At 35.6% G+C, this 13,712-nt stretch carries 13 protein-coding genes and 1 pseudogene; 5 read left to right on the top strand and 9 right to left on the bottom strand.

The annotated features are described in order from the left end of the window. Window positions 1-26 precede the first annotated feature (26 nt). Window positions 27-1,175: a tyrosine-type recombinase/integrase gene (locus tag ADJ83_RS00915; RefSeq protein WP_239687066.1), complete on the top strand. Its 1,149-nt coding sequence runs from the start codon at window positions 27-29 to the stop codon at window positions 1,173-1,175. 131 nt (window positions 1,176-1,306) lie between these two features. Here ADJ83_RS00915 and ADJ83_RS00910 read toward each other — a convergent pair whose 3' ends face one another. Continuing rightward, complete coding sequence (locus tag ADJ83_RS00910) at window positions 1,307-2,353, bottom strand: hypothetical protein (RefSeq protein ID WP_048716486.1); 1,047 nt, start codon at window positions 2,351-2,353, stop codon at window positions 1,307-1,309. A 225-nt stretch (window positions 2,354-2,578) separates the two neighbouring features. Here ADJ83_RS00910 and ADJ83_RS00905 point away from each other — a divergent pair. Then, window positions 2,579-3,791: pseudogene (locus ADJ83_RS00905) on the top strand (tyrosine-type recombinase/integrase). Window positions 3,792-3,871: 80 nt separating this feature from the next. On the opposite strand, the gene groL reads toward ADJ83_RS00905, so the two are convergent. Together groL and groES are read right to left on the bottom strand one after the other, a co-directional pair. Further along, the gene (gene groL, locus ADJ83_RS00900; RefSeq protein WP_048716483.1) at window positions 3,872-5,506 is read right to left on the bottom strand and encodes a chaperonin GroEL; all 1,635 of its coding nucleotides are present in this window, start codon (window positions 5,504-5,506) and stop codon (window positions 3,872-3,874) included. 72 nt (window positions 5,507-5,578) lie between these two features. After that, window positions 5,579-5,863, bottom strand: a complete 285-nt coding sequence (groES, locus tag ADJ83_RS00895) for a co-chaperone GroES (protein WP_031540004.1) — start codon at window positions 5,861-5,863, stop codon at window positions 5,579-5,581. A 357-nt stretch (window positions 5,864-6,220) separates the two neighbouring features. On the opposite strand from groES, the gene ADJ83_RS00890 reads away from it, so the two are divergent. Both ADJ83_RS00890 and ADJ83_RS00885 read left to right on the top strand, forming a co-directional pair. Next, the gene (locus ADJ83_RS00890; protein WP_048716480.1) at window positions 6,221-6,955 is read left to right on the top strand and encodes a CPBP family intramembrane glutamic endopeptidase; all 735 of its coding nucleotides are present in this window, start codon (window positions 6,221-6,223) and stop codon (window positions 6,953-6,955) included. Window position 6,956: 1 nt separating this feature from the next. Continuing rightward, entirely contained in the window at window positions 6,957-7,178 is a 222-nt protein-coding gene (locus tag ADJ83_RS00885) for a YdiK family protein (RefSeq protein WP_031540006.1), read from the top strand. Window positions 7,179-7,288: 110 nt separating this feature from the next. Here ADJ83_RS00885 and ADJ83_RS00880 read toward each other — a convergent pair whose 3' ends face one another. Then, the gene (locus ADJ83_RS00880; RefSeq protein ID WP_031540007.1) at window positions 7,289-7,957 is read right to left on the bottom strand and encodes a redox-sensing transcriptional repressor Rex; all 669 of its coding nucleotides are present in this window, start codon (window positions 7,955-7,957) and stop codon (window positions 7,289-7,291) included. A 38-nt stretch (window positions 7,958-7,995) separates the two neighbouring features. Continuing rightward, window positions 7,996-8,481 carry a cyclic pyranopterin monophosphate synthase MoaC gene (moaC, locus tag ADJ83_RS00875; RefSeq protein WP_048716474.1) on the bottom strand — a complete coding sequence of 162 codons (486 nt, stop codon included), beginning with the start codon at window positions 8,479-8,481 and terminating at the stop codon, window positions 7,996-7,998. Between the two features lie 140 nt (window positions 8,482-8,621). Between moaC and ADJ83_RS00870 the strand changes: the two genes are divergently transcribed. Further along, window positions 8,622-10,550, top strand: a complete 1,929-nt coding sequence (locus ADJ83_RS00870; protein ID WP_031540009.1) for an ABC-F family ATP-binding cassette domain-containing protein — start codon at window positions 8,622-8,624, stop codon at window positions 10,548-10,550. 189 nt (window positions 10,551-10,739) lie between these two features. Here the strand turns inward: ADJ83_RS00870 and tsaD are convergent, their stop codons facing one another. Genes tsaD through tsaE form a run of 4 tightly spaced genes read right to left on the bottom strand, consistent with a single transcriptional unit; the run spans window position 10,740 to window position 13,388 of the window. Then, window positions 10,740-11,777: a tRNA (adenosine(37)-N6)-threonylcarbamoyltransferase complex transferase subunit TsaD gene (tsaD, locus tag ADJ83_RS00865; RefSeq protein ID WP_048716472.1), complete on the bottom strand. Its 1,038-nt coding sequence runs from the start codon at window positions 11,775-11,777 to the stop codon at window positions 10,740-10,742. Continuing rightward, a complete protein-coding gene (gene rimI, locus ADJ83_RS00860) occupies window positions 11,774-12,220 on the bottom strand; it encodes a ribosomal protein S18-alanine N-acetyltransferase (protein ID WP_031540011.1) in 447 nt (148 codons plus the stop codon). Before rimI ends, tsaD begins: the two co-directional genes overlap by 4 nt. After that, window positions 12,220-12,936, bottom strand: coding sequence for a tRNA (adenosine(37)-N6)-threonylcarbamoyltransferase complex dimerization subunit type 1 TsaB (gene tsaB / locus ADJ83_RS00855; protein WP_031540013.1), 717 nt, complete (start codon window positions 12,934-12,936; stop codon window positions 12,220-12,222). Before tsaB ends, rimI begins: the two co-directional genes overlap by 1 nt. Continuing rightward, a complete protein-coding gene (gene tsaE, locus ADJ83_RS00850; RefSeq protein WP_031540014.1) occupies window positions 12,933-13,388 on the bottom strand; it encodes a tRNA (adenosine(37)-N6)-threonylcarbamoyltransferase complex ATPase subunit type 1 TsaE in 456 nt (151 codons plus the stop codon). Before tsaE ends, tsaB begins: the two co-directional genes overlap by 4 nt. Between the last annotated feature and the right edge of the window lie 324 nt (window positions 13,389-13,712).

The raw sequence follows: 13,712 nt of genomic DNA, 5'->3' as shown, positions 1-13,712 counted from the left end.
TTCCTAACAATTGCACTTGCGGAAAGATGTGGTCTTTTGTAATTGACGTTGGAAAAGATCCAGAGACAGGTAAAAGAAAGCAAGAATTTGGGAGTGGCTTTAAAACAAGACAAGACGCTGAGGCAGCAGCAGCCGCACTAATTACGGAAGTAAACCATGGTACATTTATTAAAGAATCAGATATATTATTCAAAGAATGGGCTAACGATTGGTTACCACTTTATATCGAAAGAAATGGACCCAAACCCGGAACCATTCGTCTAAGACAATACAGCATCAAAAAGTTATTGCCTTACTTTGCCTCTATAAAGCTTAAAAACATCACAGAAGAAATGTATCAATCCGCATTAAATGATTTAAAAGATCAAGATTTTTCTAGAAGTACAATTGAAGGGGTCCATACTACTGCAAAAATGATTTTTAAAATGGCTGTTAGTAAAAAAATGCTTAAAATAGACCCAACAACAAATGCTTATATTAAAAAAGATGAGCAAATTATTATTGAATCAGATGAAGAAGAATTACCTGCATTCTTTGAAAAAGAAGAGCTTGCGTTATTCTTAAATACTGTGAGAAAAAAGGGACTCTTTATGGATAATGCCATTTTCACAACTTTATCATACACAGGAATGCGTGTTGGCGAATTAGTTGCACTCAAGTGGAAGGATATAGATTTTAATAAACAAACAATTCATATTACCAAAACATCTTATACCCCGGATAACAACACAAAAAAGTACCAATTGGTTCCACCAAAGACAAAAAGTTCACGGCGTAAAATTGCGATAGATAATATAGTTATTGATACATTAATGAAACATAAGGAGGAACAAGAAAAGTTAATTAATCATCTAGGTGACTCCTACCTTGACAAAGGCTATGTATTTGCTAATGTTTACCGTCATCCGGGCTATCCTATCCTAGTTAAATTTGTTGAAAGTAGAATGGACCGATCATTAAAGAAGACTGTTTTAAATTTAAGACTAACTCCGCACTCTCTTCGCCATACGCATACATCACTTCTTGCAGAAGCAGGAGTTGGGTTGGAGGAAATTATGGATAGATTAGGTCATCACGATGATGAAGTTACCAGAAAGGTATATCTCCATGTTACACACGAAATGAAAAGAGAGGCCTCTGATAAATTTAGTAATTTAATGAGTAGTCTTATTTAAAGCAAAGTGCTACCACTTTGCTTTAAATCTACATAAAAATTATGCAATTTCTATTACACAAAATCAGGGAGTGAAATAAGAAATAACAGGTAGACACCTAGATTAAAAGGTCTAAAAAACAGCCTGATTTTTTAATCTACATTCTTTAACAAAATTTCCTTTACTTGTTCTAATAAGCCATTTACATCTTCCCAAAATCCAACAACTTCCTCTTTACTAAAAACTTCACCTGAATCATGCGATAGTTCATTTGCTATGTTAACCAACCCTTGTGTAATGCTAATCGTATCGTATCTTGCATTAATTTCTTTTCTAAGTTCCCCTAATTTTATATGACCATATTTTTCATCAATATTTAATTCTATACTTCTATATATACACAAGAATTTCAATGCATATTCTAATATCCTTCTGATTGTGTTCCCTTGTGAAAATAAGTCGTCATACTCATAATCATTTAATGATAAAAGAGTAGAACGAACTTTTTGCATACGTTCATATATCTCATTTATTGTTTCATTTAATAGTATTTTTTTTGATATAACGGTATCGAAACAGCCTTCTTTTGGCTGAACGAGACAAGAATAGTAAGGTAGGTTATTTACAATTGCAATATGCTTTTTACATTGTTCCTTATCACCTTCCCAAAACATAATTTCCTTGTACAAATCATTCTTATTATTTTCTTCTGAAATTAACTCGTTGCCTGATTTCAAAAGTGTTTTTTTAACTTGTTTTGAAGGTATTAAGTTTAATAAAAAAATAATTACCAAATGGCTACCTAGCTCTATGAATTTAATTTTTTGAATATGAAGCATCATATATGAATAAGTAGCGTATCCGTCCATTTGCCAAAACATCATCTCATCTTCATTAATTGTTCTTTTTAAGTATTTTTCTCTATATGTATTATTATCTTTCCAATAAATATAAGTATATGGATCTTCATATTTAATACTGTGAATATTATCATAGTTGATATGAGAAAAATGATCCAAAATGACATAGCCCTTACTTTTCTCTATTACATCATCTAGAACATTGAAAATCTCATTTCCATCTGTTAACTCCTTTGGTTTACCTAAATTTTGCCAAATATCACTGAATAATTTCTCGCTCAATTCATACTCATATTCTTTTGGAAATAAAATTGATTTTAGTAACGGAAAGTCTTCCATGTAATCATCCCCCTATTAATAGTTTAATCTTATCCCTTCACCTTTTTAACAGTCACTATTTTCAAATTAATTATACAAAAATTGTAATCATTTGGGTTAAACATTCACCTTTACTATCATCCCTTTCATTTACCTTTCCATGCACTTGCGAAGAAAAGTGTATAAATTGGGCATAATGACATTTTAGTAACCTAAATAAAAAGGAAAGAGAGGTCACTTAGTGAAATGAAAGGACACATTTACAGAAGAGGGTGCAAGTGCAAAAGGAAAAAATGTACCTGTGGTTCCAAATGGGCTTTTATGATTGATATTGGAATTGATCCAGTAACAGGTAAACGTAAACAAAAAGGCAAAGGGGGTTTTAGGACTAAGCAAGAAGCTGAAGCTGCTGCTGCTACTCTTATTTATGAGGTAGAAGAAGGAATAAATGTTGAAGAAACTAAGCAAACCTTCAGTGCCTTTTCAACAGAATGGCTTACTATCTATAGAGACTCAAAAGATGTGAAGCCGGGAACGATACGTGTCAGACTACATGAAATAGGTAAATTGATGCCCTATTTCGCTCAGTTAAAATTAAAGGACATAACAAGGAAGAAATATCAGGATGCTTTAAATGATTTAAAAGAAAAAGGTTATTCTGATAGCACAATGGAGGGAATACATCGAACGGGGAGAATGATTTTCCGAAAAGCTTTAGAAATGGAGATAATTAAAAAAGACCCAACAGAGTATGCTTATCTTAAAAAAGATAAAAAAACCATTGAACAATTGGAGGAAGAAGAAGTTCCGAAATACCTTGAAAAAGAAGAGTTATTTCTGTTTCTAAAGGTCGCTAATGAACAGGGGCTTGAGTTAGACCACTTGATGTTCCTTATCCTGTCATACACCGGAATCAGAGTTGGAGAGTTAGTTGCTCTTAAATGGAAAGATGTTGATTTTAAAAACCATACGATTAGCATCACTAAAACGTATTACAATCCAAATAATAATACTCTTGAATATCAGCTAGTCACACCAAAAACCAGAAAATCACGACGAAAAATCATTGTCGATGAAGAGGTAAATAGACGCTTTGAAGGAACATAAAAATGTTCAAGATGAGGTTATCAAGCGGTTAGAGAATTCTTACCATAATGAGGACTTTATCTTTGCTAAAATGGAACGACAATACGGTTACCCTATTGTTATCAAGACAGTACAAAACAGAATGGCTAGGCTACTTAGAATTGCAGGTCTTAACCAAGAGTTAACACCGCATTCTTTGCGACATACACACACTTCGCTTCTAGCGGAAGCTGGTGTTTCACTCGAACAGATCATGGACAGACTAGGACATTCCGATGATCAAATCACAAAAAATGTTTATCTCCATGTAACCCAAGAAATGAAAAAAGAAGCTTCCCACAAGTTTGCTCAACTCATGAGAAGCCTCCGTTAAGAACCTCATGTTAACAAAATGTTAACATTCCACTCTCATCTTACATAAAACCCTTATATATCAAGGGGTGAAGCGGCTTATTACATCATGCCGCCCATTCCACCCATGCCGCCCATATCAGGCATTGCAGCACCTGCGCCACCTTCTTCAGGTTTATCAGCAACTACAGCTTCTGTTGTTAAGAACATAGCAGCTACACTTCCTGCGTTTTGTAAGGCAGAACGAGTAACTTTAGTTGGGTCAACAATACCAGCTTCAATCATGTTTACCCACTCGCCGTTAGCAGCGTTGAAGCCTGTTCCTACTGGTTCGTTTTTCAATTTCTCAACGATTACAGATCCTTCTAGGCCTGCGTTGAATGCGATTTGACGAACTGGCTCTTCGATTGCGCGTAGAACGATGTTTACACCAGTTGCTTCGTCGCCTTCTGCTTGGATAGCAGCTACTTTATTGTATACGTTTAGAAGAGCTGTACCACCACCTGCTACGATACCTTCTTCCACAGCAGCGCGAGTAGAGTTTAGAGCGTCTTCGATACGTAATTTACGTTCTTTTAATTCTGTTTCCGTTGCAGCACCAACTTTTACTACTGCTACACCACCAGAAAGTTTTGCAAGACGTTCTTGTAATTTTTCACGGTCAAATTCAGAAGTTGTTTCTTCTAATTGAACACGGATTTGGTTTACACGTGCTTGGATATCTTCTGTTGAACCAGCACCTTCTACAATTGTAGTAGTTTCTTTTGTGATGACTACTTTTGCAGCGCGTCCTAAAGACTCAATAGAGGTTGTTTTAAGCTCTAAGCCAAGATCTTCTGTGATTACTTGACCGCCAGTTAAAACAGCGATATCTTCTAGCATTGCTTTACGACGATCACCAAAGCCAGGAGCTTTAACAGCTACTGCAGTGAATGTTCCGCGAAGTTTATTTAATACTAATGTAGCATTTGCTTCGCCTTCTACGTCTTCTGCAACGATTAATAATGGTTTCCCTTGTTGAACTACTTGCTCTAATACTGGTAAGATTTCTTGGATGTTCGAAATCTTCTTATCTGTAATTAAAAGATATGGATTTTCAAGAACAGCTTCCATTTTATCTGAATCAGTAACCATGTATGGAGATACGTATCCACGGTCGAATTGCATACCTTCTACTACATCTAATTCAGTAGTGAAACCTTTTGATTCTTCAATTGTGATAACTCCGTCGTTACCAACACGCTCCATTGCTTCAGCGATTAATTGTCCTACTTCTTCATCAGCAGAAGAAATAGCAGCAACTTGTGCAATAGAAGCTTTGCCTTCGATTGGTTTAGAAATAGCTTTTAACTCTTCAATTGCAGCAGCAATCGCTTTGTCCATCCCTTTACGGATACCCATTGGGTTAGCACCTGCTGTAACGTTTTTAAGTCCTTCGCGAATCATTGCTTGTGCTAGAACTGTCGCAGTTGTTGTACCGTCCCCTGCAACATCATTTGTTTTGCTTGCTACTTCTGCAACAAGTTTTGCCCCCATGTTTTCAAATGCATCTTCTAATTCGATTTCTTTTGCGATTGTTACACCATCATTTGTAATAAGTGGTGAGCCATATTTTTTCTCAAGAACCACGTTGCGTCCTTTTGGTCCAAGTGTTACTTTTACAGCATCTGCTAGAGCATCAACCCCACGCAGCATAGCACGGCGAGCTTCTTCACTAAATTTAATATCTTTAGCCATTTTGAAAAACCTCCTCAAGTATTGTTATCTCATGTATTTTTTTATTACGTAATCTCTTATGTTAAAATTGAATTAGCCAATAATAGCTAAAATGTCGCTTTCGCGAAGAATTAGATACTCTTTCCCTTCGTATTTCACTTCAGTACCAGAGTATTTTGAGAAGATAATGCGGTCATCAACAGATACTTCAAGCGCTACACGCTCTCCGCTCTCTAATACGCGACCAGTTCCTACAGCTACTACTTTGCCTTCTTGAGGCTTTTCTTTAGCAGAGTCTGGTAATACGATACCACTTGCAGTTTTTTCTTCTGTTTCAACAAGCTCAATAATAATGCGATCTCCTAATGGCTTTAACAAGTGAAACAACCTCCTCAAATTATATACATTTTATTTTCTTATTAGCACTCAATCACTATGAGTGCTAACACAATTATTATATTAATTAATCTTTTCTCATAATGCAAGAGACAAGACTTATTTTTTCGTAAATTTTTTTCTAGTTTCTATTTCCCTTAGAGAGTATATACGTTAAAGCTTTAAATATTCACACTTTCTATTATTTTAGTTGTTACTATTTGAAACAGAGCACTGCTTATTAGTAGAATAGGAAGTATGATTGTCTCTTTGCTCAAATATAATAAGAACAGATTAACATTGATATATTCCTTTCACACATTTTTTTAAACCTATCAATTATCTAAAGGAGCTTTTATTTTGAAAAAAGAATATTGGATTATTTTAATAACTTACATCGCCATGCAGCTCTCCACTTTTGTTGGAGTTCCGGTCATTCTTTTTATTGCTGGTTTACTTGGATACAATCCAGCTTCCAAAGCGATTCAATTCCAATCTAACATTATTTGGCTAATATTTAGTTTTATCATCGCCTTAATTATCTGTCTTGTTTTGCTAAGAAAGGAAGTCAGTAATCCGATGCGTTCAGATGTAATGAGCATTCCTTCCTCTATTGGGTGGGCAATTGGTGGGGTATTTCTGTCTTTATTTGCCCAAAGCTTTGCCGGAATCATTGAACAGCAATTAGGCATAAAACAAGGATCAGAAAACACAGAACAAATTATGCAGCTTATCAACGCAGCACCTCTTGTGATTATAGTAGTAAGTATTATTGGACCGATTCTAGAGGAAATTGTATTTCGTAAAATCATTTTCGGTTCCCTATATCAGCGATTCGGATTTTTCATTTCTGCACTAATTAGTTCCCTAATCTTTGCAGTTGCTCATAGAGATTTTGTCCACATCCTTCTATATGCAAGCATGGGCTTTACCTTTGCATTCCTATATGTAAAAACCAAAAGAATCCTTGTGCCAATCTTTGCCCATGTCGCAATGAACACACTCGTAGTAATTTTGCAATTAAACTATGACAAAATTATCGAATGGCAGGAAAAATACTCGGGCGTAACACAATTTATTGGAGGATTTTTATAAAATGAGAAGATCACCGTTATTTTCAGGAGTTCTATATATTATTTTTGGAGCTCTTTTTACGTATTTTGCAATCCACGATTTACAATTAAATCAAGAATGGGGATTCTATACGTATTTACTAGTCATCCTGGCAACCTTTGACATCGGATCAGGAATAAAATTAATCAACTTTCACTTTTTCCTGAAAAAAAACCAAACAGATAGAAAAAAGCCGAAACAATGATAGAAAATAATTAAGAGTGGAAATCAACGGGCCACTTTTTAATTCTTTCTAAAAAAAATGCGTGTATAAGAATGTAGTTTCCGCTACACCCTTATACACGCATTTCCTTTTTATTCTTCCGTTTCCTCTGCCTCTACATCTGGCGTAGGATAATGCTTTAAGAAATAAACAAGCGATTGCAGCTCCACAGCCAAATCAATATGATGTACTCTCACATTCGCTGGCACATTTAAGCGAGCAGGAGTAAAATTCAATATTCCTTTGATATTGCTCTCTACTAAACGATCTGTAATAATTTGTGCTGCATGTGCTGGTACCGTTAGTATTGCTACTTCAACACCATTCTCTTGCAGAACCTTCTCTAAATCATCCATATGATGAATAGGCACATCGTTCACTAAAGTGCCAATCTTTTCTTCTATAACATCGAATCCTACTTCAATTTTTGTGTTATTATTTTTTAAGAAGTTATATTTCAAAAAGGCAACCCCTAAATTACCAACACCAATTAAAGCTACTTTCGTTAGTTCATCTTGATCTAATGTTTTACGGAAAAATGATAATAAATAGTTTACATTGTATCCATATCCCTTTTTTCCAAGCGCGCCAAAATAAGAGAAATCCCGTCTTATTGTGGCAGAGTCGACCTTCACTGCTTCACTTAATTCAGCAGAAGACACTCTCTGCTTACCTGATGAATGTAAATTTTTTAAAAAGCGATAGTATAATGGTAACCGCTTTGCTGTTGCCTGCGGTATTTTCATTACCTCATTATGCATACTTATCCCCTACCTATATATAAAAATTAGCAGTTATTCTACTGCTCTCTTTTGTAATCGCCATTTTTTCCACCTGATTTCTCGACTAAATAGGTGTTGCCAATTACCATCCCTTTATCCAAGCTTTTACACATATCATAAATCGTTAAAGCTGTAACAGATGCAGCAGTCAATGCTTCCATTTCCACACCTGTACTTCCGACTGTCTTTACGGTTGCGGAAATAATCAATTGAAAATCTTCCGCATCGTCTTCCCATTGAAATGATATATCGACACCCTTCAACATAATTGGGTGACACATAGGTATGATGTCAGCTGTTTTTTTAGCAGCCATTATTCCTGCTACTTGGGCAACAGCTAGTACATCTCCTTTTTTTATCTCCTGCTTTGTGATTTTCTCATAAATTTCTTCACTTACTTTAATACTAGATAGAGCAACAGCTATGCGAGCGGTTTCACTTTTTTCTGATATATCAACCATTTTCGCATGGCCTTCCTGATTAAAATGTGTAAACTCCCCCATAATAACACCTCTAAGCAAAATGATACACTATTTTAAAGAGAATGTGTATTTATTATCACTTTTTTCCCATTTCCCCTTTTATTGCAGGATAACATATTTATAGGTTACACTTATGGTACATAATCCCCTGAGGTGAAGAAATGATACTATTACAAGTAAATCAGCTATCTAAGCATTTTGGAGCTGAACTTATCTTATCAAATATAAAATTAGAAGTACAAACGAGAGACCGAATCGCTCTAGTGGGAAGAAACGGCGCTGGCAAATCTACCTTATTGAAAATTATCGCTGGGCAATTATCCTATGACTCCGGTGAAATCATAAAGCCCAAAAATGTCGAAATAGGTTATCTAGCTCAAAACACAGGTTTGGAATCAAGCCTTTCCATTTGGGATGAGATGTTAACAGTTTTCCATGAGCTTCAAGTAAAAGAAAAACATTTAAGAAAACTGGAACAAAAGATGTCCGATCCCAATACAATCGAAAACCCAGATGCTTTTGAGCGAATTTTAAAGGAATATGACCACCTGCAATTTGAATTTAAAGAAAGCGGTGGCTATCAATACGAAGCAGATATCCGCTCCGTTTTACATGGTTTAAACTTTAGTACATTCAATTACAGTACAAAAATCTCTACGTTAAGTGGTGGTCAAAAAACAAGATTAGCACTAGCAAAGCTTCTACTAACTACACCAGATATTCTCATACTAGACGAACCAACAAACCATCTAGATATTGAAACATTATCTTGGTTGGAGCAATACTTGCAAGGTTATAAGGGTGCTGTATTAATCGTTTCCCATGACCGTTATTTCCTTGATAAAGTAGTGACCCAAGTGTACGAAATATCAAGACACCATATTCAAAAGTTTATTGGTAACTATAGCGGTTATCTTGAGCAAAAAGCGGCAAATTATGAGCGAGAAATGAAACTTTACGAAAAGCAACAAGATGAAATTGCCAAACTAGAAACATTCATTCAAAAAAATTTAGCAAGAGCGTCTACTACCAAAAGAGCACAAAGCCGCAGAAAAACATTGGACAGAATGGATAGAATCGATCGTCCAGACGGCAATGAAAAATCTGCTTCCTTCGGCTTTGAAATTACAAAACAAACAGGAAATGATGTATTAAAAATTAATGATCTTTCCATTGGTTATAAAGATAATTCAGTATCTGAGCATATTTCCTTCCAAATAAATAGAGGTGAAAGTGTTGCCCTAGTTGGCCCAAATGGTGTTGGAAAATCAACGCTATTAAAAACAATCATTGATAGGCTGCCAAAACATGCTGGTTCGATAGCACTTGGCTCAAATGTCATGATTGGATACTACGATCAAGAACAAGCAGAACTTACCTCTAATAAACGAGTCCTTAATGAATTATGGGATGACTTTCCACTGACACCTGAAAAAGATATCCGTACTGTCCTCGGCAATTTCTTATTTTCAGGAGACGATGTTTTAAAAATAGTAAATTCATTAAGTGGTGGAGAGAAGGCACGTCTCGCATTATCTAAGCTAATGATGGAAAAACCAAATGTCTTAATTTTGGACGAGCCGACAAACCATTTAGACTTAGACAGTAAAGAAGTACTCGAAAATGCTTTAATTGATTACCCAGGTACCATTCTTTTTGTTTCCCATGACAGATATTTTATTAACAGAATTGCAACAAAGGTGATTGAATTAGATAAGAGTGGATCCACAGAATTCTTAGGCGACTATGATTATTATGTGGAAAAGAAGCTGGAGCAAGCAGAAATTCAGGCATTAGAAGCAAATGCTGCTGTAAAACAAGCACAAAATACAGGGACAGAAGAGAAAAGCTCTTACCAAATGAGCAAGGAAGTGCAAAAATTAGAACGTCAAAGATTAAGAAGAATTGAAGAAATAGAAACAACTATTGAGGAGCTAGAAATAAAAGTATCAGAACAGGAAGCTCTTCTATGCGAACCTGAAATTTTCCAAGATCACGAAAAGGTCTTAGAGTTAAATAAAAGCCTTGAACAGTTAAAGGATCAAATCGAACGGTTAATGGATGAATGGACCGAATTATCAGATAAGTAAAAAGTACTGGGTATTTATTTACCCAGTACTTTTTTTCCACATTATTATCCACATATCAAGGATTGTTTTATCAACTTTCCACATATTTACCCACATTATCCACAAATACATAATAAATTATTCACATTATCCACAGCGTATGTATATAACATCATATTTATTCACAGTGACGCATATAGTGCCAAAGTCTTACTCCATTCCATTGTGGATTGTTATATCTAATCCTGGGTTTCCGTTCAAATCCAATCTTGATCGCTGCCCTTTTTCAAAGAAAATGGTTCCTGCTGCAGCAATCATTGCCGCATTATCTGTACATAAAGCTAATGGTGGTATCGTTAATTTTACGGAATTCATCTTTTTAAACTTATCCATAAGAGCAGTTCTAAGTCCTTTATTAGCAGCAACCCCACCTGCTAATACAACTTGCTTCACTTGGTACTGCTCTGCTGCTTCGACAGTCTTTGATACCAATACTTCCACAACACTTTCCTGAAAGCTAGCTGCCAAATCTTCAGGTCTAATAACTTCTCCACGTTGCTCAGCGTTATGCACAGTGTTGATAACTGCTGATTTCAATCCACTAAAACTAAAATCATAGGTTCCTTCTATCCATGCTCTTGGCAACTTTACAGCAGCAGCATTCCCTTCTGTCGCTAGTCGATCAATATGAGGGCCACCTGGATAAGGAAGATTGAGTGTTCGCGCAACCTTATCATAGGCTTCTCCAGCAGCGTCGTCTCTTGTTTCTCCAATAACTTCAAAATGACCATGCTCTCTCATTAATACTAATTCTGTATGCCCACCAGAAACCACTAGTGCTAATAAAGGGAATTCTAATTTATCCACAAGTTGATTGGCATAAATATGCCCAGCAATATGATGTACACCCACAAGTGGGATATCATGTGCAAAACTTATTGCTTTAGCAGCATTCACTCCTATTAAAAGAGCTCCTACCAAACCTGGTCCCTCTGTTACAGCAATTGCATCGATTTCTTCATAAGTGACATCCGCTTGGGAGAGCGCTTCTTCTATTACAAGCGTAATTTGCTCCACATGATGTCTTGAAGCAATTTCTGGAACGACTCCACCAAATCTCTTATGGCTTTCAATTTGAGAAGCTACAATATTTGAAAGGATTTCCGATCCATTTCTTACAATAGAAACCGCTGTTTCATCACAGCTTGTTTCCATACCCAATATAATCAAATCATTATTATTTTTCATAATTTCACCCACATTACTAAAGCATCTTCTTGTTTATCTGTATAGTACTTCTTTCTAATTGCACCGTTTTGGAATCCTAGTTTTCTATATAAATTTTGTGCCACCATATTTGTCACACGGACTTCTAATGTCATAGAAGTAGCACCAAGCTGCCTTGCCTCATCCATTATCTTTATAAGTAACGTTTCACCGAGCTTTTTTCCTCTGTACTCTGGCAGAATAGCTATATTTGTAATATGAGCTTCATCTACAACAATCCATACTCCACAATACCCGACAAGCCCTTCTTCATGTTGGATTACAATATATTTAGCAAATCGATTTTGTGTTAGCTCATTATAAAAAGCCTCTTTACTCCAAGGAGTAGTAAAAGAAATCATTTCGATTTTAAAAATATCATCGATATCCGCAACTGTCATATAGCGAAATTCAAATGCTGACATTATCCCCTGTCTTCCTTTATCTCTTTTTTATTTGCTTTCAGCCAATTTGCCTCTGCCTCTGCTAACCGTATATAATTAGGTGTAAACATATGTATCGCTTCAGCTGGCCTTGATTCTCCTAACATAGCAAGGATAGAAGGTCTCGGATTAAAATCCACTCCATCTGCTAAATAAGCAAGATCACCTAATCCGTCCTTTAAGGTTTCTTCATGAAGAGGTAAATCATTCCCAACAAATAATATGCTTTTCTTCAATGGAGCAAGGTGCTGAACCCAATCTGTAGATAAAATCAATTGATCCTTTTTTATTATTTCCACTTTATTACTTGTAAAATGATATAACCCTGTATAAATCTGTCCTCTTCTAGCATCGAATAGTGGAGACACATAACCATCAAAATATCGTCCTACAGATGCAGCAAGTACTTCTAGGCTAGAAACACCTACTAATGGAATATTTAATGTCCAGGCAAGTGTTTTTGCAATCGTAACCCCAATCCGAACGCCTGTATAAGATCCAGGTCCTTTTGCTACTACAACCTTGGAGAGATCCTTTGGCTTTATATCACATTCCTTCATTAATTGCTCGATCGCAGGCATCGCTCTAATCGAATGGTTCTTTTTCAGGTTAGTGATATATTCCCCAATTACCTTTCCATCTTCATATAAAGCAATACCTAAAACAAAATTTGACGTATCTATTGCTAATATCTTCATTCAAATATCTCCTTACATAATTGCATATAGCGAGAACCTTTAGGGAATAAAACTATTTTCCTTCCTGAAGTGTCGTCATAAAACAATTGAATTTGCAAAAATTCTATTGGCAGTTGGTCCTCAATTAAATGGGCCCATTCCACAACAGTAACTCCATCCCCTTCAAAATACTCCTCAAAGCCTAAATCTTCCTCACTATCCTTTAATCGATAGACATCCATATGATATAACGGTAATATCCCTTGATATTCCTTTATTATTGTAAAGGTTGGACTATTAACCGTTTTAGCTATTCCTAATCCTTTCGCGATTCCTTTTGTAAAAGTTGTTTTGCCAGCGCCAAGATCCCCTTCTAAAGTAATTACATCCCCTGCTTTTAAAAGCAAGCCAATTCGCTCAGCAAAACTAATCGTCTCTTCCACATTATCTGCCTTCCACTCAAAGTTTTTCATAAATTACTCCTAATATTAAATTTAATAATGGTATATCTTTTATTATACTCAATAAACCTATGAGTCTAAAGCAAGTCTCCTTGTTTTTTTGAGGAAACAGAATAGTTTGTTTCATAATCCTAAAAGAAATACAAAATATCCATTCAAATCAATCTATTATACTTTTTTTCATTCATTTATCAGTCTGTTTAACTTAGATATCCACAGTCTCTCCATTTTGGAGGTTCTTAGACGAACAAAAAAATCCTTAGGTTATTCCTAAGGATTTTTTTCATTGTTTGATTGCGGGGACAGGATTTGAACCTGCGACCTTCGGGTTATGAG

It is taken from the genome of Bacillus sp. 522_BSPC, from assembly GCF_001076885.1.
In the GTDB taxonomy this organism is placed as follows: Bacteria; Bacillota; Bacilli; order Bacillales; family Cytobacillaceae; genus Niallia; species Niallia hominis.
The sequence above is the reverse complement of the archived record's forward strand: the minus strand, read 5'-3'. Positions and strand labels throughout refer to the sequence as shown.